This is a genomic window from Sphaerisporangium viridialbum, assembly GCF_049674955.1.
Taxonomy (GTDB): Bacteria; Actinomycetota; Actinomycetes; order Streptosporangiales; family Streptosporangiaceae; genus Sphaerisporangium; species Sphaerisporangium viridialbum.
In genome coordinates this window covers 8,885,108-8,906,675 of record NZ_CP187232.1, presented here as the reverse complement: position 1 = coordinate 8,906,675, position 21,568 = coordinate 8,885,108, and the positions used below count along the sequence as shown (strand labels likewise).

General features: G+C 71.0%; 22 protein-coding genes. 12 read left to right on the top strand and 10 right to left on the bottom strand.

Features of this window, described 5'->3' with window-relative positions:
- Positions 1-10 precede the first annotated feature (10 nt).
- Genes pstA through pstS form a run of 3 tightly spaced genes read right to left on the bottom strand, consistent with a single transcriptional unit; the run spans position 11 to position 2,992 of the window.
- Positions 11-898, bottom strand: a complete 888-nt coding sequence (pstA, locus tag ACOZ38_RS40070) for a phosphate ABC transporter permease PstA (protein WP_405141464.1) — start codon at positions 896-898, stop codon at positions 11-13.
- A complete protein-coding gene (gene pstC / locus ACOZ38_RS40065) occupies positions 895-1,875 on the bottom strand; it encodes a phosphate ABC transporter permease subunit PstC (RefSeq protein ID WP_405141463.1) in 981 nt (326 codons plus the stop codon). Before pstC ends, pstA begins: the two co-directional genes overlap by 4 nt.
- A gap of 4 nt (positions 1,876-1,879) precedes the next feature.
- Positions 1,880-2,992 carry a phosphate ABC transporter substrate-binding protein PstS gene (pstS, locus tag ACOZ38_RS40060; protein ID WP_424536115.1) on the bottom strand — a complete coding sequence of 371 codons (1,113 nt, stop codon included), beginning with the start codon at positions 2,990-2,992 and terminating at the stop codon, positions 1,880-1,882.
- 150 nt (positions 2,993-3,142) lie between these two features.
- Here pstS and ACOZ38_RS40055 point away from each other — a divergent pair, with 150 nt between their 5' ends.
- Entirely contained in the window at positions 3,143-3,622 is a 480-nt protein-coding gene (locus ACOZ38_RS40055) for a low molecular weight protein-tyrosine-phosphatase (protein WP_424536114.1), read from the top strand.
- A gap of 226 nt (positions 3,623-3,848) precedes the next feature.
- On the opposite strand, the gene hisN is transcribed toward ACOZ38_RS40055, so the two are convergent.
- The 3 genes from hisN to aroA form a co-directional block, all read right to left on the bottom strand.
- Positions 3,849-4,634, bottom strand: coding sequence for a histidinol-phosphatase (hisN, locus tag ACOZ38_RS40050; RefSeq protein WP_405141460.1), 786 nt, complete (start codon positions 4,632-4,634; stop codon positions 3,849-3,851).
- 167 nt (positions 4,635-4,801) lie between these two features.
- Positions 4,802-5,818, bottom strand: a complete 1,017-nt coding sequence (rsgA, locus tag ACOZ38_RS40045) for a ribosome small subunit-dependent GTPase A (RefSeq protein WP_424536113.1) — start codon at positions 5,816-5,818, stop codon at positions 4,802-4,804.
- A 26-nt stretch (positions 5,819-5,844) separates the two neighbouring features.
- Positions 5,845-7,122: a 3-phosphoshikimate 1-carboxyvinyltransferase gene (aroA, locus tag ACOZ38_RS40040; protein ID WP_424536112.1), complete on the bottom strand. Its 1,278-nt coding sequence runs from the start codon at positions 7,120-7,122 to the stop codon at positions 5,845-5,847.
- Between the two features lie 139 nt (positions 7,123-7,261).
- Between aroA and ACOZ38_RS40035 the strand changes: the two genes are divergently transcribed.
- Complete coding sequence (locus ACOZ38_RS40035; protein ID WP_424536111.1) at positions 7,262-8,008, top strand: SOS response-associated peptidase; 747 nt, start codon at positions 7,262-7,264, stop codon at positions 8,006-8,008.
- Positions 8,009-8,192: 184 nt separating this feature from the next.
- Entirely contained in the window at positions 8,193-8,525 is a 333-nt protein-coding gene (locus tag ACOZ38_RS40030; RefSeq protein WP_424536110.1) for a TraR/DksA family transcriptional regulator, read from the top strand.
- Between the two features lie 18 nt (positions 8,526-8,543).
- Here ACOZ38_RS40030 and ACOZ38_RS40025 read toward each other — a convergent pair whose 3' ends face one another.
- Positions 8,544-9,290, bottom strand: a complete 747-nt coding sequence (locus ACOZ38_RS40025) for a methyltransferase domain-containing protein (protein WP_424536109.1) — start codon at positions 9,288-9,290, stop codon at positions 8,544-8,546.
- A 236-nt stretch (positions 9,291-9,526) separates the two neighbouring features.
- On the opposite strand from ACOZ38_RS40025, the gene ACOZ38_RS40020 reads away from it, so the two are divergent.
- The 8 genes from ACOZ38_RS40020 (at position 9,527) to ACOZ38_RS39985 (ending at position 16,191) form a co-directional block, all read left to right on the top strand.
- On the top strand, positions 9,527-10,132 hold the full coding sequence (locus ACOZ38_RS40020; protein WP_392839169.1) for a sigma-70 family RNA polymerase sigma factor: 606 nt from the start codon (positions 9,527-9,529) through the stop codon (positions 10,130-10,132).
- Between the two features lie 76 nt (positions 10,133-10,208).
- Positions 10,209-10,478 carry a mycothiol system anti-sigma-R factor gene (gene rsrA / locus ACOZ38_RS40015; RefSeq protein ID WP_405141450.1) on the top strand — a complete coding sequence of 90 codons (270 nt, stop codon included), beginning with the start codon at positions 10,209-10,211 and terminating at the stop codon, positions 10,476-10,478.
- Positions 10,479-10,507: 29 nt separating this feature from the next.
- Complete coding sequence (locus ACOZ38_RS40010) at positions 10,508-11,440, top strand: NAD-dependent epimerase/dehydratase family protein (RefSeq protein WP_405141448.1); 933 nt, start codon at positions 10,508-10,510, stop codon at positions 11,438-11,440.
- Positions 11,441-11,557: 117 nt separating this feature from the next.
- Complete coding sequence (locus ACOZ38_RS40005) at positions 11,558-11,680, top strand: hypothetical protein (RefSeq protein WP_405141447.1); 123 nt, start codon at positions 11,558-11,560, stop codon at positions 11,678-11,680.
- Between the two features lie 32 nt (positions 11,681-11,712).
- A complete protein-coding gene (locus ACOZ38_RS40000; protein ID WP_405141446.1) occupies positions 11,713-13,065 on the top strand; it encodes an HD-GYP domain-containing protein in 1,353 nt (450 codons plus the stop codon).
- Entirely contained in the window at positions 13,062-14,342 is a 1,281-nt protein-coding gene (locus ACOZ38_RS39995) for an HD-GYP domain-containing protein (protein WP_424536108.1), read from the top strand. The genes ACOZ38_RS40000 and ACOZ38_RS39995 overlap by 4 nt, the downstream gene beginning before the upstream one ends.
- 172 nt (positions 14,343-14,514) lie before the next feature.
- Positions 14,515-15,879 (top strand): acetyl-CoA carboxylase biotin carboxylase subunit, encoded by a 1,365-nt coding sequence (locus ACOZ38_RS39990; protein WP_424536107.1) that lies wholly within the window; start codon positions 14,515-14,517, stop codon positions 15,877-15,879.
- Positions 15,880-15,978: 99 nt separating this feature from the next.
- Positions 15,979-16,191, top strand: a complete 213-nt coding sequence (locus tag ACOZ38_RS39985) for a biotin/lipoyl-binding carrier protein (RefSeq protein WP_405141441.1) — start codon at positions 15,979-15,981, stop codon at positions 16,189-16,191.
- Positions 16,192-16,222: 31 nt separating this feature from the next.
- Here ACOZ38_RS39985 and ACOZ38_RS39980 read toward each other — a convergent pair whose 3' ends face one another.
- The gene (locus tag ACOZ38_RS39980) at positions 16,223-16,603 is read right to left on the bottom strand and encodes a thioesterase family protein (RefSeq protein WP_424536106.1); all 381 of its coding nucleotides are present in this window, start codon (positions 16,601-16,603) and stop codon (positions 16,223-16,225) included.
- Positions 16,604-17,048: 445 nt separating this feature from the next.
- Here ACOZ38_RS39980 and ACOZ38_RS39975 point away from each other — a divergent pair, with 445 nt between their 5' ends.
- Positions 17,049-18,788: a protein kinase domain-containing protein gene (locus tag ACOZ38_RS39975; RefSeq protein ID WP_424536105.1), complete on the top strand. Its 1,740-nt coding sequence runs from the start codon at positions 17,049-17,051 to the stop codon at positions 18,786-18,788.
- Between the two features lie 54 nt (positions 18,789-18,842).
- Here the strand turns inward: ACOZ38_RS39975 and ACOZ38_RS39970 are convergent, their stop codons facing one another.
- The gene (locus tag ACOZ38_RS39970) at positions 18,843-20,489 is read right to left on the bottom strand and encodes an acetolactate synthase (RefSeq protein ID WP_424536104.1); all 1,647 of its coding nucleotides are present in this window, start codon (positions 20,487-20,489) and stop codon (positions 18,843-18,845) included.
- Positions 20,490-20,564: 75 nt separating this feature from the next.
- Positions 20,565-21,563, bottom strand: coding sequence for a biotin synthase BioB (gene bioB, locus ACOZ38_RS39965; RefSeq protein ID WP_405141433.1), 999 nt, complete (start codon positions 21,561-21,563; stop codon positions 20,565-20,567).
- Positions 21,564-21,568: the final 5 nt, after the last annotated feature.

Sequence of the window (21,568 nt, the reverse complement as noted above, 5' to 3'; positions counted from 1 at the left end):
CGATAACCCCTTATCGGCCCTTGGCGGGCGAACGCCACCACGTGATGAGGCGTGCCACCAGGTTGAGCAGCATGACGATGACGATCAGGGTGAGCGCTCCGGCCCACGCCCGGTCGACCGCGGTGACGTTCGGCCGCTGTGCCTGGTCGAAGACGTACAGCGGGAGGCCCATCTGCGGTCCCTTGAACGGGTCCGGGTTGATGGAGTCGGTGACGAACACCGTGAGCAGCAGCGGGGCCGTCTCGCCCGCGACACGGGCGATGGCCAGCATGACGCCGGTGACGATGCCTGTGAGGGCGGTGGGAACCACGATGCGCGCGATCGTCTTCCACTTGGGGACGCCGAGCGCGTACGACGCCTCGCGGAGCTCGTTCGGGACGAGGCGCAGCATCTCCTCGGCGGAGCGCACCACGGTGGGCATCATCAGGATCGACAGGGCCAGCGCGCCGGCGAAGCCGGAGTAGCCGAGGCCGAGCACGAGCACCCAGAACGCCAAGATGAAAAGACCGGCCACCACCGAGGGGATGCCGGTCATCACGTCCACGAAAAAGCTGATCGAGCGGGCCAGTCGCCGGCCCTCGCCGTACTCCACGAGGTAGATCGCGGTGAGCAGGCCGACCGGCACCGAGATCAGCGTGGCCACGCCGACCTGCTCCAGCGTGCCGAGGATGGCGTGGTAGGCGCCGCCTCCGGCGTCGCGCGCGCCGATGTTGCGCATGGAGTGCGTCAGGAACTCGGCGTCGAAGCGGGCGGCGCCGTTCTTGATCACCAGCCAGAGCACCGACACCAGCGGGACCACCGCGATCGCGAAGGCCAGCCACACCAGGCCCTGGACGATGCGGTTCTTCAGCCGCCGGTTGAAGGCGACCGGGGTGATGACACTGGGCGACATGGTCATGCGGCGGCCCTCGAGTACTCCTTGCGGCGGGCGATGATCAGCCGGGCGGCGGTGTTCACGAGCAGGGTGATCACGAACAGCACGAGGCCGGAGGCGATCAGCGCGCCCTGCCCGATGGGTGTGGCCTCGCCGAACCCGTTGGCGATGTTCGCGGCGATGCTGTTGCCGTTGGCGGACAGCACCTGGAAGGTGATCGTGAAGGTCGCGGGGAAGATGAGCGCGACCGCGATCGTCTCGCCCATCGCGCGCCCGAGGCCGAGCATGGCGGCGCTGATAATGCCGGGACGCCCGAACGGGAGCACCGACATCCTGATCATCTCCCACTGCGTGGCGCCGAGGGCCAGGGACGCCTCTTCGAGCATCCTGGGCGCCTGGAGGAACACCTCGCGGGAGATCGCGGCGATGATCGGCAGGATCATGATCGCGAGCACGATCGAGCCGGTCAGGATCGACTTGCCGTACACCGCGTCGCCGGCGAACAGCGGGATCCACCCGAAGTAGGTGTTCAGGAAGGTGGACGGGCCCTTCATGAACGGGATGAGGAAGATCACGCCCCACAGGCCGTAGACGACGCTGGGCACGGCCGCCAGCAGGTCGATGATGTAGCCGAGGATCCCGGCGAGGCGGCGCGGCGCGTAGTGCGAGATGAACAGCGCCACCCCGATCGCCACCGGCAACGCCATGATCAGGGCCAGGAAGGAGCTGATCACGGTGCCGAACGCCAGCGCCGCGATGCCGAAGACCGGCGGCGTGTTGTTCGGGGTCCAGACCTTCTCGGTGAGGAAGTGAGAGGTGTTGGCCTGGAGGGCGGGGACGGCCTTCACGATGAGGAAGACCGCGATCGCCGCCATGATCGCTAGCAGCAGGATTCCGGCGCCGGTCGTCGCGAACCGGAAGGGCCCCTCACCGCGGCTGCGCCGGAAGGCGGACCGGCCAATGGCCGGCCCGCCCTCGCGTGTACGAAGTGGCGTGGCCATCGAGTTAGGAGATCGCCTCGACGGCCGTACGGACCTTGGCGACCAGGGTGGCCGGGAGCGGCGCGTAGCCGAGACCGGTCAGCGCGGTCTGACCCTCATCGCTCGCCGTGTAGGTGAGGAAGGACTTGACCAGCTTGGAGTCCTCGGCGGAGAGCCCCTTCTCACAGGTGATCTCGTAGGTCACCAGGACGATCGGGTATGCGCCCGCGGCCTTGGTGGCGTAGTCGATCGACAGCTTCAGGTCGTTGCCGGTGCCCTGGACCTCGGCGGCCTCGACCGTCTTGGCGGCGCTCTCCGGGGTCAGCTCGACGAACTCGCCCGAGCCGTTGGCGACCTTGGCCTTGGTGAGGCCGGAGTTCTCCGCGAAGGAGAGCTCGACGTAGCTGATCGCACCTTCGGCGCCCTTGACGGCCTGCGCGATGCCGTCGGAACCCTTGGCGCCCTGGCCCTTGGCCTCGGCGGGGAACGCCTTGGCGGGCTCGTACGGCCAGCCGGCGGTGGTCTTCAGGAACTTGGTGAAGTTGTCGCTGGTACCCGACTCGTCCGAGCGGTGGAACGCCTGGATCGGGGTCGAGGGCAGCTTGGCGTCAGGGTTGTCCTTCTTGATCGCCGCGTCGTCCCACTTGGTGATCTTGCTGTTGAAGATGTCGCCGATGGTCTGCGGCGAGAGCTGCAGGCTGTCCACACCCGGGAGGTTGTAGACGACCGCGACCGGGCCGATCACCATGGGAAGGTTGATCGCCTTGCCGGTCTTGCAGCGCGCGTCGGCCTGAGCGGGCTCGCCCTTGTCTTCCTTGAGCGCCGAGTCGGAACCGGCGAAGGCGATGGTGCCCTGGATGAACGACTGGACACCCGCTCCGGAGCCGCTGGGCTGGTAGTTGATGCTGACACCCGGGTTGGCGCCCTGGAACGACTTCTTCCACTCGGCGATCGCGTTGGCCTGGGCAGAGGAGCCGGCCGCGTTGATCGTGCCGCTGAGGCCATCGCTGCCAGCGCTACCCGCGGAGGCGGGGGCTGACGCGGTGTCGGTGCCGCCGTTGTTGTCGTCGGTGCCGCACGCGGCGAGCGAAAGCACGCCGGCGATAGCGGCCGCGGCAAGCCGGCCTGCATACTTCACGGTTGTTGTCCTCCCACGTTGTTCTCTCAACGGTTAGGACGCTAGGGAGTCAAGGTGACTTAAACCCCGGTTAAAGGTGAACGAGGAATGAACGGGCCGGGTCACTCTGGCCGTGAACGTTCCAAGCCGCTTTGCGGAATCATGGGAGACATGACGCGCGTCTGCCTGGTGTGCATGGGAAACATCTGCCGCTCCCCGATGGCGGAGGTGGTGCTGCGGCGGGTCCTCTCGGACCACGGGCTGGCCGGCCAGGTCGTCGTCGACAGCGCGGGCACCGGCGGGTGGCACGCGGGGATGCCCATGGACGAGCGCGCGCTCGACACCCTGTCCCGCCACGGGTACGACGGGTCGCTCCACCGGGCCAGGCAGTTCGACAAGGGCTGGTTCGGCGACCGCGAGCTGGTGCTGGCCATGGACCGCGACAACCTCAGGGAACTGCGTCGTCTGGCTCCCCGGGGTGCCGAGGTGCGGCTGTTCCGCTCCTTCGACCCGGCCGCGCCCGAGGGGGCCGAGGTGCCCGACCCCTACTACGGCGGCATCGACGGCTTCCTCGACGTCCTGCGCATGGTCGAGGCCGCCGCCGAGCACCTCGCCGAGCACCTCGCCGTTCGGGGCGACCTTCCTGGGTGAACGCGACTGTTCCCTTACGGACAGTCACATGCGCGCGGATGTGCCGTAGCGTCGATGGCACTACGGCGAGGAGGATCGGCGTGCTTCCAGGATGCGGTAACTGCAGTTGCTACCTCGACGACAGGGTGATCTCCCGGCCGCCTGAGGAGCGCTGAACGAGCGCTGAGGCGGTCAACGGGCCCGGTCCTCGAACAGGGGCCGGGCCTTCACCGTCTTCGCGGGGCGCTCAGTCGCCGAGGCGCTTGAGCACCTCGCCGTGCAGCAGAGGGTTGGCGCAGACCATGCTGCCGCCGTCGACGTCGGTCGACCCGGACAGGTCGGTCCAGATGCCGCCCGCCTCCTCGACGATCACGGTGAGGGCGGCCATGTCCCACGCCGACAGCTCGGGCTCCGCCGAGATGTCGACCGCGCCCTCGGCGACCATCATGTGCGACCAGAAGTCGCCGTACGCACGGGTGCGCCAGACGGTCCTGGTGAGGTCGAGGAACTCGCCGAGGCGCCCCCGCTCCTCCCAGCCGCCGAGGCTGGAGTACGAGAACGACGCGTCCTGCAGGCGGCTCACCGACGAGACGTTGCAGCGGGTGGCCTTGGTCAGGCTCCGCCCGGTCCACGCGCCGCCGTCGCGGGCCGCCCACCAGCGGCGCGACAGCGCGGGAGCCGAGACCACGCCGACCACGACGCGCCCGTGCTCCATGAGCGCGATCAGCGTGGCCCAGACCGGGACGCCGCGCACGTAGTTCTTGGTGCCGTCGATCGGGTCCACGATCCAGCAGCGCGAGCCGTACCCGCTGGTCTTGCCCATCTCCTCGCCCACGACCGCGTCGCGGGGCCGGGCACGCCGCAGGGTGCCGCGGATGGCCTCCTCGACCGCACGGTCGGCGTCGCTCACGGGCGTCAGATCAGGCTTGGTGTCGACCCGCAGGTCAACGGCCTTGAACCGGCGCATGGTCAGATCGTCGGCGCTGTCGGCCATCATGTGCGCCAGGCGCAGGTCGTCGCTATAGCCGGTCACAGGGACAAACGCTACCGTGCCGGCGCCGGTTTCAGCAGAGCCGGATCTTTCCCCGCGCGGCACCCCCGGCCGCCGCCGCGAACCGCGGGCAAGCGGCCCCCGGGCCGCCGCCGTGAACCGCGGACAAGCGGCACCCGGGCCGTCGCCGCGACCGGCGGCAAGGCGCCTCAGTCGTCGTCCGGCTCGCCGTCGCGGCTGGCGAGGAGGCGGCGGAGGGACGCGAGGCTCATCGGGTCTGCGTGCCCCTGTGCCACCCACTCGTCGAGCGAGCATTCCTCGCCCCGGTGACTGCAGCCCTTCGGGCAGTGGACGGCGCCCTCGGCGAGGGCGGGGAAGGCGGCCAGCACGTTGTCGATGACGACATGCCCGAGACCGAAGCTGCGCACCCCCGGAGTGTCGATGATCCAGCCGCCGCCCGGCAGCTCGAGCGCGACGGCCGAGCTGGAGGTGTGACGCCCGCGCCCCGTCACGGCGTTCACGTGGGACACCGCCCGCCCGGCGTCCGGCACCAGGGCGTTGACCAGCGTGGACTTGCCGACACCCGAGTGGCCGACGAGGACGCTCAGCCGGTCCTTCAGCCGGGACCGCACCTCTTCGAGCTCTCCGCCCTTCCGCACCACGATGTACGGCACGCCGAGCGGCTCGTAGCGGGCGACGAGCTCGCCGGGGGTCGCGAGGTCGGCCTTGGTGAGGCAGAGCAGCGGCTCGATGTCGGCGTCGAAGGCGGCGACCAGCATGCGGTCGATCATCCTCGGGCGCGGCGGCGGGTCGGCCAGCGCCGTGACGATCACGAGCTGGTCGGCGTTGGCCACGATGGGCCGCTCCATCTCGTCGGTGTCGTCGGCGCTGCGCCGCAGCATGGACGTGCGCGGTTCGATCCTGACGATGCGCGCCAGCGTGTCGGGATTGCCGGAGGTGTCGCCGACCAGGCTCACGCGGTCGCCGACCACGATGCCCTTGCGGCCGAGCTCGCGGGCCCTCATCGCGGTCACGGGGCGCGGCTCGTCGCCGCGCTTCCTCGCCCTGCGGCCGTCGGCCCCGCCGGGCGCCTCGGCCACGTCGCCGCCGACGAGGCAGGTGTAGCGGCCGCGGTCGACCGCCACGACGAACGCCGCGACGGCGTCCTCGTGCGCGGGACGGCGCCTGGTCCTCGGCCGCGACCCCTTGCCCGGCCTGACCCGCACGTCCTCCTCGTCGTACTCCCGCTTTCTCAGCTGCCTTCCTCCAGCATCAGCGCCCACATGCGGGCGAACTCGGGGAGGGTCTTGGCGGTGGTCGCGATGTCCTCCACCTGGACCCCGGGGACGGCGAGGCCGATCACCGCTCCGGCCGTCGCCATCCGGTGGTCGGCGTAGCTGTGGAACACCCCCGCGTGGAGCGGCCGGGGGTTGATCACCAGGCCGTCGGCGGTCTCGGTGACGTCCCCGCCGAGCCGGTTGATCTCGGTGGCCAGCGCGGCGAGCCTGTCGGTCTCGTGCCCCCGCAGGTGCGCGACGCCGCTCAGCGTGCTCGGTGAGACCGCCAGCGCCGCCAGGGCGGCGATCGTGGGCGTCAGCTCGCCGACGTCGTGCAGATCGGCCTCGACACCCTGGATGGGCCCGCCGCCGGTGACCCTGAGGCCCTCGGGGGTGCGGGTGACCGTCGCGCCCATGCGGGGCAGGAGCGTGCGCAGCTCGTCGCCGCCCTGGGTGGTCTCCTCCGGCCAGCCGGGGATCGTGACGGTGCCCCCGGTCACGAGGGCCGCGGCCAGGAACGGTGCGGCGTTGGACAGGTCGGGCTCGACCGTGAGATCGCGGGCGGCGATCGGGCCGGGCTCGACCCGCCACACGTCGGGCTCGCCGTCGTCCACGCGCACGCCGGCGGCGCGGAGCATCTGCACGGTCATCTCGATGTGGGGCATGGACGGCACCGGCGGCCCGCTGTGCCGCACGGTCACACCCTTCTCGAAGCGCGCGGCGGCCAGGAGCAGCCCCGAGACGAGCTGGGAGGACGCCGAGGCGTCCAGCGTGACCTCGCCGCCGGACAGCGGCCCACGGATCGTGAACGGCAGCGCGTCGCCCCTGACCTCGGCGCCGAGGTCGCGCAGCGCGGAGAGGATCGGGCCCATCGGCCGCGTGCGGGCGTGCGGGTCGCCGTCGAAGGCCACCTCGCCGTCGGCCAGCGCCGCCATCGGCGGGACGAACCGCATGACCGTGCCGGCGAGGCCCACGTCGATCGACGCGCCCCCGCGGACCGGGCCGGGCACCACGTGCCAGTCGACGCCGGAGGCGCTCTCGTCCAAGGGCGTCAGCCCGGCCCCCAGTGATCGCAGGGCCGCCACCATCAGGTCGGCGTCGCGGCTGCGCAGCGCCCGCCGCACCGTGCCGGGACCCTCGGCGAGCGCGGCGAGCAGGAGGGCACGGTTGGTCACCGACTTGGACCCGGGCAGCCGTACGGTCGCGTCGACGGGCGCGGTCGCCTCCGGCGCGGGCCACAGGGGAGCTGACATAGCTCCGAGCCTACCGGGAGCCTCCCCCGGAAAGGGGTCACGCTACCCCGCGCGGCTCGTGATCGGAACCCGGGCCCGGCCGGAGGAATCTTGGGGCCGATGGGCCGCGCGGATCGCGGCGGTGCGGCAGTCTATGGGCATGTGCGGGAGATACGCCTCGACGAAGAAGCGCCAGGAGTTGCTGGAGGAGTTCCAGATCGGGCCGGACGGGCCGGACGACGAGCTCCCCGCCGACTACAACGTCGCCCCGACCAAGAAGGTCTACGCCGTGCTCACGCGCCCTGGGGCGAAGGACGAGGACGGCGCCGAGCCCGAGCCCGCCAGGCAGCTCCGCGTGCTCAAGTGGGGGCTGGTGCCGAGCTGGGCCAAGGACCCCTCCATCGGCTCCCGCATGATCAACGCCAGGGTCGAGACGCTCGCGGAGAAGCCGGCGTTCCGCAGGGCCTTCGCGCAGCGCCGGTGCCTGCTGCCCGCCGACGGCTACTACGAGTGGTACAGAGCCGACAAGAAGACCAAGCAGCCGTACTTCATCCACCCGTCCGACGGCGGGGTGATGGCGATGGCCGGACTGTACGAGTTCTGGAAGGACCCCACCCGCGCGGACGACGACCCGCTGAAGTGGCTGACCACCTGCACGGTGATCACCACGACGGCCGAGGACGACCTCGGGCACATTCACGACCGCATGCCCGTGATCGTCGCGCGCGACAGGTGGGCCGACTGGCTCGACCCGGCGCGCACCGACCCCGCCAAGGTGCTCGACGTGCTCGACACGGGCCGGCCGAGCGGGCTCGCCGCCTATCCGGTGTCGAGCGAGGTCAACAGCGTCAGGAACAACGGCCCGCACCTCCTCGAACGCGAGGACCCCGAGACCGCCCTGTTCTGAGTCTCCCCGCCGGCGTTAAAAGGCCGGGTCACATCGGTGTAAGAGCCCGGCCGAATGGGCATCCGGTGAGAAAAGCGCGATGCCTCATCAGCTGAGAGTCACCGCCCAGAGCCCAGGGCCAGGCGGGAGTTCCGGGGGATCCCGCCCGAGGCCGTACCGATCTTCTTCCCGGAGGTGCGGATTCGTGGACGACGCGACCGCTCGGGCCCAACTGGAGAGCATGCTGGCCGAACTCGACCGGTCCATCCTGGTGTTGCGGGGCGATCCCGTCGCCGTGGGCGACAGGTCGGCGGCCGACGCCGGATCCGACCTCACCGACGCCGACCGCGCGCGTGCCATGATCGACGTGGCGACGCGGCAGCGTACGGCGGTGGTCGACGCCCTCAAGCGAATCGACGCCGGTGTCTACGGCAGTTGCGTGGACTGCGGCAAGCCCGTTCCCGAGGGCCGCCTGGCGGCACGCCCCGAGGCCTCCCGCTGCGTGCAATGCCAGTCCGAGCGGGAACGCCGCCGTTGACCGGCGCGGTAGCGGGTTCTACCCGGGCCTGCGGGCGCTGGCCACGAGGTGGATGCCCACCGTGTCGTCGTCGTCCGGATGCGCGTCCAGCTCCGTGCGGACGAGCCAGTTGAGCGCCCGGGTGTCGGCGGCCAGCACGTGGTCCACGGTCGAGGGCGACAGCACCGTGCGCGGCCGTACCCACTCGACCTCCAGCCCCGCGTCGGTCAGCAGCTCTCGGAGCTGGGCGCTGGTGAAGCAGCGGGTGATGCTGCCGTCGGGCCACGGCACGAGCATCACCTCACCGGTGCCGGTCTGGCACAGGTGAGCCCAGTAGTTCTGCTCTGCCATGATCGCCATGCCCAGCACCAGGGAGTCGACGCAGGCGAGCACGCGGCCGCCCGGCTTCAGGACGCGGACGACGTCCTCCATCGTGGACTCGGCCATGAGTTCGAGCGACAGCACGCGCTCCTCGGCGATCACCGCGTCGATGGAGGCGTCGGGCAGGAAGCCGAGATCGTCGGCCCGCACCCTGCGGATCCTGTTGGAGGCGTCACGTAGCCAGGGATCGGGCGCGCGCCGGAAGTCGACCACCTCGATGACGTGGTGCCCCGCGCCGGCCGCCTGGGCGGGCCAGCGCCCGCGCCCGCCGGACAGATCGAGCAGCAGGCATGGCCGCTCGGGGAGCCATCGCCGCAGCTGCTCGGCCACGACTGCGTGGTAGAAGGTCCAGTACGGCCCGAGTGCGCCTGAGCCGTTCAGTTCGTTGGCTGGGATGGGCAGCACGAGTGGCTCCTGGACGGTCGGGGCTCCGGGGAATCGCTACCAGCCGGTACGTATCTTTTTCCCCGTACCGGGTCGTTCGTCACCTTCTACTTACCGGGAACAGATGCTATGCCTCGCGTGTTGCAGACGCGTGTAAACACGCGAGGAGGTTCCGTCCCATGCTGATGGCCGAGGTCGGTGATCGGACGGCCGTGCTCAAGCCGGTATTCTCGGCTGTGTACGGCGCGTATAAGGGGGTGGGTCCGGTCTCCAAGACAGCCGAGGAGACTCTGGAGCAACGCAGCGAGCGGTTCGAGCGCGACGCGATGCCGTATCTCGACCAGCTCTACTCCGCCGCGCTCCGGATGACCAGGAACCCCGCGGACGCGGAGGACCTGCTCCAGGACACCTTCGCCAAGGCCTTCGGGTCCTTCCACCAGTTCCAGGAAGGCACCAACCTCAAGGCCTGGCTCTACCGCATCCTGACCAACACCTTCATCAACAGCTACCGCAAGAAGCAGCGGGAGCCCAAGCAGTCCGGCACCGAGGAGATCGAAGACTGGCAGCTCGCGCGTGCGGAGTCGCACACGTCGGCCGGTCTGAAGTCCGCCGAGGTCGAGGCGCTTGAGCACCTGCCCGACAGCGACATCAAGGACGCGCTCGCCGCGCTGCCCGAAGATTTCCGCATGGCGGTCTACCTGGCCGATGTCGAGGGGTTCCCGTACAAGGAGATCGCCGACATCATGGGCACCCCCATCGGGACCGTGATGTCACGTCTGCACCGGGGGCGGCGTCAGCTGCGGACCCAACTCGAGGACTACGCACGCGGACGCGGGCTTGTGCGATCGGAGGAGCCGTCGTGACGGAGCGCGGCGAGATTGATCAATCATCGGTGGCGACAGGCGGTCGTGGATGTGGCGCCCTGGCGAGGTGTTGGGCATGAGCTGTGGCAAGCCGCACGACACCGACTGCAAGGAAGTGCTGGACAAGGTCTACACCTTCCTCGACGGCGAGCTTGACGAGCACAGGCGGTCCGACATACGCCAGCATCTCGACGAGTGCGGGCCCTGCCTTGAGGAGTACGGCCTCGAGACGGTCGTCAAACAGCTCGTCGCCAAGCATTGCGGATGCGACACCGTGCCGGAGGATCTGCGGTCGAAGGTCCTCAGGCGCATAGAGTCCGTCCGGGCTCAGCTCGCGGCCGAGTGACCCACGGGGTGATCCCCTAGTATGCCGGGATGCGGATACTCGTGACCGGCGGCGCCGGGTTCATCGGATCGACCCTCGTGGACCGGCTGCTGGCCGACGGGCACGAGGTCGCCGCGGTGGACGACCTGTCGTCGGGCGAGCGCGCCAACCTCGCCGCGGCGGTGGGGAACCCCAGGTTCCAGCTCCACGAGCTGGACATCAGGGAGCCCGCGCTGAACGGTCTGATGACCGAGTGGAGGCCCGAGGTCGTCTGCCACCTCGCCGCGCAGATCAGCGTGCGCGCCAGCGTGGCCGACCCGGTGTTCGACGCCCGGCTCAACGTCGGCGGCACCGTCAACGTGCTGGAGGCCGCCCGCACGGCCGGGGCCAGGAAGGTCGTCTACGCCTCCTCCGTCGCGGTGTACGGCCGCCCCGCCGTGATCCCGGTGCCGGGCGACGCTGTTCCCGACGCGCGCTCGCCGTACGCGGCCTCCAAGCTGAGCGGCGAGATCTACCTGTCGATGTACCGCGCGCTGCACGGCCTGGAGTACACCACGCTGGTGCTGTCGAACGTCTACGGCCCGAGGCAGTCGCCCCTGGGCGAGGCGGGGGTCGTCTCGATCTTCACGGACGCGCTGCTGCGCGGCACGCCGACCGTCGTCTACGGCGACGGCTCCCAGACCCGCGACTACATCTTCGTCGACGACGTGGTCGACGGGTTCGCGCGCGCCTGCGGGGGGCGGGGCGACGGGCGCAGGTTCAATCTCGGTACGGGCGTGCGGACCACCGACCGCGAGCTGCACACCCTGGTGGCCACCGCCGCCGGCGCGCCCGACGAGCCGCGCTCGGAGCCGGTCAGGCTCGGCGACCTCCCGGCCATGGCGGTCGACCCCTCCCCGGCGCTCGAAGGCCTCGGCTGGCGCCCCCGCACCGAGCTGCTGAACGGCCTCAAGGCCACCGTCGAATGGGCGAGATCGCGTTAGCTCCGGGTAGTGGTTTGATTACGCTTTGGATGCGATTCTTCGACTTCCCGTACGGGTCACCTCGCTTTCTGTAGCCTGAAGCCGGACTCGATGGGGAGGCGGCGCATGGTGAAGGCAATGGCCACACGCATGGTGGCGGCCATGGCGATCGGCGGCCTTGGGTGGGCACTCGGTCAGCTCGCTCTGGCGGTTCTCCTGGGGGGCACGGTCGAAGTGCCCTCGGGCATCTCCTGGACCTGAGCGCATGCCCGTGACGGCCCGAGGCGGCGGCATTGCGTGATCTACCTTGGCCGGCGAAGGTCTACCTCATCCTGATCGTCGGGGTGGCCGCGGCACTGATCGGGCGGGGTCTCATCGCCCCGGGGGGCTTCGGCGAGCGCGAGTGGCCGACCCTGCTGGTCCTCGCTCTGCTGTTCCTGGTCTGCGAGTCGGTCCCGACCCTGCTCAACGTCGAGCAGGCGGCGATGTCGGTCAGCTTCTCCGCGGCCCTGGCGGCCGTGGTGCTGGTGGGCGACGTGGGCGCGGCCCTGGTCGGGGCGACCGCCGTCCTCAGCGTGCGGCCAGGACTGCCGCTGCACAAGCGGCTGTTCAACGGCGCGCAGTTCGCCATCTGCGGCTACACGGCCGGGTGGGTCTTCGACCGGCTCGGGGGGCACCACGACGTGCCCGGCGCCGACCGGTTCACCGACATGCTCGGTCCCTTCATGGGCGCGGCGGCGGTGTTCGTGCCGCTCAACTTCGTGCTGTTCGCGGTCATGCTCTCGCTGGCCGGGCGGCTGCGCACCGGCGAGGTCCCGCTGCGCGGGCTCGCCCAGTTCTTCGTCTCCTACCTCGGGTACGCCACGTTCGGCCTGCTGATCGCCGGGCTGTGGGCCACGGTCCAGTCGATCTCGGCGGTGCTCGTGCTACTGCCGCTGTTCATCGCCAGGTGGGCCTTCGGCCAGTACCTCGCCCAGCAGCGGTCGTACGACGCGACGATCGCCGCCCTGTGCCAGGCGGTGGAGACCAAGGACTACTACACCAGGGGCCACTGCACCCGCGTCTCCAGCGCGTCGACCATGATCGCCCAGGAGATCGGCATGGGCCCCGAGCGCATGCGGGCCATCGGCTACGCCGGGATGCTCCACGACGTCGGCAAGCTCGGCGTCCCCACCAAGGTCCTGCAGAAGGAAGGCCGTCTCACCGAGGAGGAGTACGCCGCGATCCAGCTCCACCCGATGCGCGGCCTCGAGATCGTGCGGGGCATCGACTTCCTGGACGAGGCCTTCGCCGGCATCATGCACCACCACGAGCGCCAGGACGGCGGAGGTTACCCCATGGGCCTGGCCGGGGCCGAGATCCCCGAGTTCGCCCGCATCATCGCGGTGGCCGACGCCTTCGACTCCATGACCTCGGACCGCGCCTACCGCAAGGCGAAGTCCCTCGACGAGGCCATGGCCGAGCTGCGCAAGGGCGCCGGCACGCAGTTCGACCCCGTCATGGTCGGCGCCTTCATCAGGGCGCTCGACCGGCGCGGCTGGGACCCCCCCGGCAAGATGCCCGTGCCCGACGACGAGACCGTCGAGACCGTCGCCAAGGACCACGACGATCCGACCATGCCGATCGAAGTGGCGTCCGAGCGGTGACCGCGGCGACCCGGCCCCTGCAGGGGCTCGACTCCGGCCAGCTCCTGCTCATCTGCGCCGCCGGCATGGTGACCGTCGCCGGCGTGGCGCACACGGCGGCGGTGGGCCTTCTCGACGCCGAGATCGCGGTCGCCTTCGGCATGCTGGTCGCCGCCGGCGAGCTCGCCAGGCTCACGATGCCGGGCAACAGGGAGGTCGCGCCCATCGGGGCCGCCGCCGCGCTCGGGTACACCCTGCTGCTCGACGTGGGAGGCGTGCCGACGCGGCATTCGGCGCTCCAGGTGGTGGCCGTCATGGCGGCGGGCATGACACTCGGCGCGCTGCCCCATCTGGCGGTCGGCAGGCCCCCGCAGCTCGACGCGATCGCGCGGCGGCTGCTCTCAGGGGCGTTGCTCGCCTTCGCCTACCGGCCCCTGGCCCCGACGCTGTACGCCACCACCGACCACGGCACGGGCACGTGGTGGGTGGTCCTCGGCGTGATGGCCGTGCTGATCACGGCGATGCTGACGGCCGACGTGCTCATCGCCGCCGTGCTCAGGGCCGAGCAGGTCCGCACGGCCTTCCACGTGGCCATCCGCGACGAGCTGCGCATGGCCGCGCCGCTCGGCGCCGCCGTCGCCGCCTCTGGCACCCTGCTGGCCCTCGCCTCGCACAGCATGAACCTCGCCGCCCTGGTGGTGTTCGCGGCCCCGCTGCTGGTCACTCAGGTCGCCTTCCGCAAGTACGCCGGCATCCGCGCCACCTACCTCCAGACCGTACGGGCGCTCGCCCGGGTGACCGAGGTCGGCGGGTACGTCGAGCCGGGGCACTCGCGCCGGGTCAGCCGCCTGTCGCTCGCGATCGGCAGGGAGCTCGGCATGGCCGAGCCCGAGCTGCTGGAGCTGGAGTACGCCGCGCTGATGCACGACATCGGCCAGCTCTCCCTGCGCGACCCCATCCCCGGGGGCGCCACCGTGCTCACCGATCCCGAGCAGGCCCGCAGCATCGCCGAGCTCGGGGCCGAGGTCATCAAGAAGACCGGCGTGCTCGACCGGGTGGCCGAGATCGTGCGCCGCCAGGGCGACCCTTTCAACGGGCCCGACCTGCCGCCGCTCGCCAGCCGCATCATCAAGGCGGCCAACGCCTACGACGACCTGGTCGGCGGGTCCACCGACCGCGACCGCGCGGCGGCGGCACTGGAGCGGCTGCGCGTCGACGGCGGCGACGAGTACGACCCCAGGGTGGTGGAGTCGATGGCCAGGGTCGTCGACCGGCCGGCCCCTCTCCACCGTCTCTGAGACTCCCGCCCGCCCTTCGAGGGCAGATGTTCCATCCATATGAGCGTCCTGCGCGCCCGCGCGCCGTTGTGGAGTTCCCACAGGCGGGACACGGGGGAACGGTGGTTTCGCGCGAGGGGTTCTGCGGAGTCTCGGGCCATAAGGTGGTGAACCGTCGAAGGGAGTGCGGCCGGTGTTCGAGAGCGTTCTGGTGGCCAATCGTGGAGAGATCGCGCGGCGGATCGTCCGCACGGTGAGGGCCATGGGCCTGCGGGCGATCGTGGTGCACTCCGAGGCGGACATCGATCTTCCCTTCGTCCGGGAGGCGGACGAGACCTTCCTGCTCGGCCCGGCGGCCCCCGCCCAGAGCTACCTCGACATCGCCAAGGTGATGGAGGCGTGCCGGGTGACGGGCGCGCAGGCGGTGCACCCCGGCTACGGCTTCCTGGCCGAGAGCGCCGCCTTCGCCCGGGCGGTCACGGAGGCGGGCCTGGTGTGGATCGGGCCCTCTCCCGACGCGATCGAGCGCATGGGCGACAAGATCAACGCGCGTAACCTCATGGAGCGGGCCGGCGTGCCGGTGGCCGCGGGCACCCGCGAGCCGGTGACCGGGCCGGCCCAGGCCCTGGCCTCGGCGGCCGAGATCGGCTACCCCGTCATGGTCAAGACGGCAGGGGGTGGCGGCGGCATCGGCATGGGCGTCGCCCATGACGAGGCCGGGCTCACCAAGGCCTTCGAGACCGCCTCCCGGGCCGCCGAGCGCTTCGGCGGGGGCGGCGGCGCGGCGCCGGCGATCCTGCTGGAGCGTTACATCGAGCGGGCGCGCCATGTCGAGGTGCAGATCCTCGGGCTGGCGGACGGCACCGTGGTCGCGCTCGGCGAGCGCGACTGCTCGGTCCAGCGCCGCCACCAGAAGGTCGTCGAGGAGTCCCCTTCGCCGGGCATCACCCCCGAGCTGCGCGAGCGCATGCTGGCCGCCGCCGTGCGGGCGGGGGAGGCCGTCGGCTACCGGGGCGCGGGCACCGTGGAGTGCCTCGTGGACGCCGACGCGCAGGACTTCGTGTTCCTGGAGATGAACACCCGGCTCCAGGTGGAGCACCCGGTGACCGAGCTGGTCACGGGCATCGACCTGGTCGAGCAGCAGTTGCGCGTCGCGGCGGGGGAGCCGGTGACGTTCCCGGTGGCCTCGCGGGGGCACGCCGTCGAGCCGAACGGCCACGCCATCGAGTTCCGCGTGTACGCCGAGGACCCCAAGCGGTTCTTCCCAGGGCCCGGCAAGATCGGGGTCTGGGAGGAGCCGACCGGCCCCGGCATTCGTCTCGATTCCGGATATGTCGCAGGAAACACGGTCACTCCGTTCTACGATCCGCTGATGGCGAAGCTCTGCGTCCACGGCGCCGACCGTGAGGAGGCGGTGGCCAGGGCCCGCGAGGCCGTGGCCGCCTTCCGTGTCGAAGGGCCCAAGAACAACCTGCCGTTCTGCGCTGAGCTGCTGGACAACGCCGAGTTCATCAGCGGCGACTACGACACCGGGCTGGTCGCCCGCATGCGTTCGTGACGCCGGGCCGTGCACCCGTCGACTCCGCGCTCTCGCGCGGGTGGGACGATGGGCACAGCCCTCTGGCACAGTTGGATCATTTGATTAAGGGGAGTTCCGGTGGCGGAAGTACGTGCCGAGATGGTGGCGAATGTCTGGAAGGTCGTCGCGGCTGAGGGCGACAGCGTGACCGAGGGCGACACGCTGGTCATCCTGGAGTCGATGAAGATGGAGATCCCGGTGCTCGCCGAGGACTCGGGCGTCCTGAGCCGGCTCAAGGTGGCCGAGGGCGACGTCATCCAGGAGGGTGACCTGATCGCGGTCATCGAGTGAGGCGGGCCCACGAGCGGCGCGGGGCTCAGGCTCAGCCGGAGAGCCCCGACAGGAAGCGCTCGCGGTCGACGACGACGCGCTCGATGGTGGCGGTGGCCACAGTGCGCTTACCGTCCCGCGCGGTGACCTCGAAGACCAGCCGCCGGCCGTCCACCTCGACGAGCTCGGCGGTCACCTCGACGTGCGTGCCGACGGGGCTCGCCGCGCGGTGCTCCAGCGTCACCTTGGTGCCGACCGACGTCTGGCCGGGGGCGAGGTGGTCGTGGACGGCCCGCACGGTGGCCGCCTCGGCGATCGCCAGCAGGCGGGGGGTGCCGAGCACGGGGACGTCGCCGCTGCCGATCTTGGCGGCGGTGTCCCCCCGTTCGACCATGATGAGCACCACGGCGCGCAGCCCCGCATCGATCGTCATGCCGGCAAGCCTATTGCGGCGGGCACGCGGTGCCGCGCGGCCGGATGGTGCCCGCCATCCCGTTCGCACGGTCTCGCACCACCTTCACCGGTTGGCGACGTTGGCGGTGAACGATGGAATACGCTCATTGGGTGAGCCCCTACTGCGACCATTGCGGGCGTCTCGACGGAGACGAGGACCACTCCGCATGCCATGCCGCGCGGGACATGGAGCCGCCCCGCTACTGCCCGGCGTGCCGTCGCCGGCTGGTGGTGCAGGTGACGCCACGGGGCTGGTCCGCCCGCTGCGTCGAACACGGTGTGACGGCACGCTGACATCCCGGCGTGAACCGTGTGACCACAGGGTTTTGTGACACCAGCGTGATCTGGCTGCGACACAAATCCGCTTTGTTGGAGAACTCTGGGGTGGCGTCGGTGTTGGACGGATTGGGGTAAGCGGGGGAGAGATGGTGGCCCAAGGGACCACGCTGGCGGGACGTTACCGGTTGGACGTCCGTCTCGGCGCCGGCGGCATGGGCGAGGTGTGGCGCGGAGAGGACATGGTCCTTGCCCGCACCGTCGCCGTGAAAGTGCTCTTACCAGGCCGGATGGATGATCCGGGCTTCGCGGCCCGCTTCCAGGGGGAAGCACGCGCGATGGCCACGATCAACCATCCGGGTGTGGTCGACGTCTATGACTACGGCGTGAGCGACGTGCCGGGGGACGGTCCCACCGCCTATCTCGTGATGCGGTTCGTCGACGGCGAGCCGCTCGACCGCCTGCTCACCAGGCTCACCCGCATCGCGCCCGAGCCCGCCATGGAGCTCATCGCGCAGGCCGCCTCGGCCCTCCAGGCCGTGCACGACCGGGGCATCGTGCACCGCGACGTCAAGCCGGGCAACCTGCTGGTCCGTCCCGACGGCACGCTCGTCCTCACCGACTTCGGCATCGCCCGCGCCGACATGGGCCACCGGCTGACCGACGCCGGCATGGTGCTCGGCACGGCCGCCTACTGCGCGCCCGAGCAGGCCGAGGGCCAGCCGGTCACCCCGGCCGTCGACCTGTACGCCCTCGGCGTGGTCGCCTACGAGTGCCTGGCCGGTCACCGGCCGTTCGACGGCGACACCCCCGTCACCATCGCCCTCAAGCACATCCGCGAGGACCCGCCCCCGCTGCCGCCCGACGTGCCTCCGGCCGTACGGCATCTCGTGGAGCGTGCCCTCGTCAAGGATCCGGCCCGCCGCTGGCGCAGCGCGGCCGAGATGAGCGTGGCCGCGCGCCAGGCCATGCGCGACGACACCGGGGCCTCGGTGGCGGTGGCCGGCATGGCTGGCCTCACCGGCATGGTCTCCTCGGAACGCACCACTTCCGGGCCCGGCCACCCGCACCAGCTCGCGGCGCCCGAGACCGGCGCCCATGCGAGGCCCGCCTGGCACGAGGGCGACGGCGTCCAGCCCACCACGGCCACGCCTCCGCCGTACATCCTGGCGACCTCCACTTCTCCCTCCGCCGCTCATCCGCCGCCCTCAGGGGCCCCTCAGAGCCCGCCCGGCACCCTTCCGGGGCAGCGGGGCGCCCGAGGCCGCCGCGCGGCCGCTCCCAAGCGAGGCAAGGCGGGTCTGATCGCCGGTGTCATCGCCGCCGGAGTCCTGCTCGGCGGGGGTGGCGCGGTGGTGTTCAGGCAGGTCTCCGGCGCGGGAGCCGCGGCCGGCGTCGTCGAGACACAGTCGCCCACGCCCAGCGAACCGGAGCCGACGCGGACACGGACCTCTCGCCCGCCGAGGGAGACTCCGGCGGTGCCGCCTCCCTCCGAAGGCACCGCCCAGGAGACCGACGAGCCGTCGACCACGCCGACCAAGACGACCCCGACGCCCACGGCGACGCCGTCCCCCGCCCCCACGAAGACCCGCACCCCGTCCCCCACCCCGACGAAGGTGCCGGCAGCGAAGAAGACCGTGCCCGGCGTGATCAACCTGAGCCAGCAGGCGGCGATGACCAAGCTCCGGGCCGCCGGCTTCAAGTCCAAGGTCAGCCTCAGCGGGACCCCCAGTGACGAGGGCTGCACCCGCGTGCTCGACCAGAACCCGGCCGCGAGCACCTCCTGGCCCGTCGACCGCTACGTGACGATCGTGGTGGAGCAGGGCATCCCCTGCGGCGAGGAACCCAGCGACGCCCCGACCCCGACCCCGACCCCCTCGGCCACCTGACCCCGGCTCCGGCGGCCGTCTCAGGGACGCCGCCGGGGGCCGGTGGCCGTGCGGTCAGATGCCCGTGGTGGTGCGCGGGTAGGCGATCCGCGGGTCGGTCGCGATGTTGACCATGTAGGGCACGCCCGAGTCGAACGCCCGGCGCAGCGCGGGCCCGATCTCCTTCGGAGAGGTCACCAGCTCGCCGCCGCCGCCGAGCGCGGTGACGACCTGGTCGTACCTGCACTGCGGCTGCAGCTCGGCCGCCACGTCGTACCCGTACAGCATCTGCATGGGGTGCTTCTCGAGGCCCCAGATGCCGTTGTTGCCGCAGATCATCACGACGGGCAGCTTGTGGCGCACCAGCGTGTCGACGTCCATCAGCGAGAACCCCGCGGCGCCGTCGCCGAGCAGCAGGACGACCTGCGAGGACGGGCGGGCGATGCGGGCGGCGATGGAGTAGCCGAGCCCGGTGCCGAGGCAGCCGTACGGCCCGGGGTCGAGCCAGCAACCGGGCCTGCGGGGCTCGATGTACTTGCCGGCGTAGGAGACGAAGTCGCCGCCGTCGCCGATGACCACGGCGTCGTCGGCAAGGACGCGGTTGAGCTCGCCGTAGATGCGCATCGGGTGGATCGGGTCGGCGTCGGACTCCATCAGCTCGGCGTCGCCCGAGACGGCCGCCGCGGAGGCCTCGGCCAGCTTGGTGACCCACGCCGCGTGGGACGCGGGCGACACCCCCTCCTCGGCGCAGGCGGCCCGCAGGCCCCAGAAGACCAGGGACAGGTCTCCGGCGGTCGAGGCGGCGGTGCCCACGTGGGTGGCGAGCTGCGACGGCGCGTCGGCCAGGTGCACGACCTTCGCCAGGGGGGCGCCGTCCCTGCCGCCGAAGAAGCCGTAGCCGAGGCGGAAGTCGAGCGGGGTGCCCGCGACGATGACCAGATCGGCCTGGGAGAACGCGATGCCGCGCGCCCGGGTCACGAGCAGGTCGTGCCCGGCGGGCAGGATGCCGCGACCCTGCCCGTTGGGGATCACCGGCAGCCGGAAGGCCTCGGCGAAGTCGCGGGCCACCTCCTCGGCGCGGTCCATCCAGACGTCCGACCCCAGCACGAGCACGGGGCGCTCGGCCTGGGCGATCAGCCGCGCGATGCCGGCGAGCGTCTCGGGGTCGGGCTCAAGGGGGGACGGCGTCAGCGTCTCGGCCTCGTGCGCGGGGGAGGGCGAGAACAGGTGGTCCATGTAGAAGTCGAGGAACACCGGGCCGCGGTGCGGGGCGATCGCCGTGCGGAACGCCATCTCGACGTCCTGGCCGATGGAGTCGGCGCCGCCGGCCGTGAAGGCCAGCTTGGTGATCGTCTCGAACAGCGGGGGGTGGTCCATCTCCTGGAGCGCGCCCGACCCCCAGCGGGAGGCCGGGGCGCGGCCGCCCATGACCACGACGGGCGAGCCGTTGAAGTGGGCGGTCGCGACACCGCTGACACCGTTGGTGATGCCGGGGCCGGCGGTGAGCACCGCGAGCCCTGGTTGCCGGGTCAGCCTGGCCGTGGCCTCGGCGGCGAAGACCGCGCTCTGCTCGTGCCGCACATCGACGATGCGCATGCCCTCGTGGACGGCCCCGTCGTACAGAGGGAAGACGTGGCCGCCCGAGAGGGTGAACATGACCTCGGCACCGTAGGCCCGTGAAACGGCGACCGCGATGTCACCGGCGTGCTTTGCAGACTCCATGACGTGAACTTACCTTTTCTGTCCCCGGTCAATCCTTGAGGGCTCATATGAGCTGCTCAAGGGGCGACTCTAGGGTCAGAGCGTCGGCGAGAGAGCCTTGATGGGCATCTTCAGGTCCGCCAGGAGCTCCAGGTCTTGCTCGGGGGAGCGGCCCAGCGTCGTCAGGTAGTTGCCGACGATGATGGCGTTCACCCCGCCGAGCATGCCGTCACGCGTGCCGAGGTCGCCCAGCGTGAGCTCGCGCCCGCCGGCGTACCGCAGGATCGTGCGCGGCAGCGCCAGCCGGAACGTCGCGATCGTCTTCAGCGCCTCGGGACCCTCGACCAGTGGGAACGACCCGAACGGCGTGCCGGGGCGCGGGTTGAGGAAGTTCAGCGGCACCTCGTCGGGACGCAACTCGCCGAGCTGCCCGGCGAACTCGGCCCGCTGCTCCCTGGTCTCGCCCATGCCGATGATGCCGCCGCAGCACAGCTCCATGCCGGCCTCGCGGACCATCTCGCAGGTCTGCCAGCGCTCCTCCCAGGTGTGGGTGGTGACCACCTGGCCGAAGTGGGAGCGCGCGGTCTCGAGGTTGTGGTTGTAGCGGTGGACGCCCATCTCGGCCAGCTCGTCGACCTGCTCCTGGGTGAGCATGCCGAGCGAGCAGGCGACGTTGATCTCGACGGCCTCGCGGATGGCCTTGACGCCCTCACGGACCTGGTCCATGAGGCGCTGGTCGGGCCCGCGCACGGCCGCGACGATGCAGAACTCGGTGGCGCCCGTCTGGGCCGTCTCGACGGCCGCCTGGACGAGCGAGGGGATGTCGAGCCAGACGGATCGGACGGGCGAGGTGAACTGCCCGGACTGGGAGCAGAAGTGGCAGTCCTCCGGGCAGCCGCCGGTCTTGAGGGAGATGATGCCCTCCACCTCGACCTCCGGGCCGCACCATGCCATGCGCACCTCGTGGGCGAGCGCGAGCAGCTCGGGAATGCGGTCGTCCGGCAGCTCGAGGCATCGCAGGGCCTGAGCTGAGGAGAGCCCCCGGCCTTCTTCGAGTACCTGAACCCGGGCGATCTCCAAGATGTCCATACTCATCGGTC

Excerpts from the sequence above, each read along its gene's own strand:
- pstA (WP_405141464.1), bottom strand. The coding sequence starts at position 898 with ATGACCATGTCGCCCAGTGTCATCACCCCGGTCGCCTTCAACCGGCGG.
- ACOZ38_RS40035 (WP_424536111.1), top strand. The coding sequence starts at position 7,262 with ATGTGCGGGAGATACGCCTCGACGAAGAAGCGCCAGGAGTTGCTGGAG.
- bioB (WP_405141433.1), bottom strand. The coding sequence starts at position 21,563 with ATGAGTATGGACATCTTGGAGATCGCCCGGGTTCAGGTACTCGAAGAA.
- ACOZ38_RS40055 (WP_424536114.1), top strand. The coding sequence starts at position 3,143 with ATGACGCGCGTCTGCCTGGTGTGCATGGGAAACATCTGCCGCTCCCCG.
- ACOZ38_RS40010 (WP_405141448.1), top strand. The coding sequence starts at position 10,508 with ATGCGGATACTCGTGACCGGCGGCGCCGGGTTCATCGGATCGACCCTC.
- ACOZ38_RS39975 (WP_424536105.1), top strand. The coding sequence starts at position 17,049 with ATGGTGGCCCAAGGGACCACGCTGGCGGGACGTTACCGGTTGGACGTC.
- ACOZ38_RS39970 (WP_424536104.1), bottom strand. The coding sequence starts at position 20,489 with ATGGAGTCTGCAAAGCACGCCGGTGACATCGCGGTCGCCGTTTCACGG.
- aroA (WP_424536112.1), bottom strand. The coding sequence starts at position 7,122 with ATGTCAGCTCCCCTGTGGCCCGCGCCGGAGGCGACCGCGCCCGTCGAC.
- pstC (WP_405141463.1), bottom strand. The coding sequence starts at position 1,875 with ATGGCCACGCCACTTCGTACACGCGAGGGCGGGCCGGCCATTGGCCGG.
- rsrA (WP_405141450.1), top strand. The coding sequence starts at position 10,209 with ATGAGCTGTGGCAAGCCGCACGACACCGACTGCAAGGAAGTGCTGGAC.
- ACOZ38_RS40005 (WP_405141447.1), top strand. The coding sequence starts at position 11,558 with ATGGCCACACGCATGGTGGCGGCCATGGCGATCGGCGGCCTTGGGTGG.
- ACOZ38_RS39980 (WP_424536106.1), bottom strand. The coding sequence starts at position 16,603 with ATGACGATCGATGCGGGGCTGCGCGCCGTGGTGCTCATCATGGTCGAA.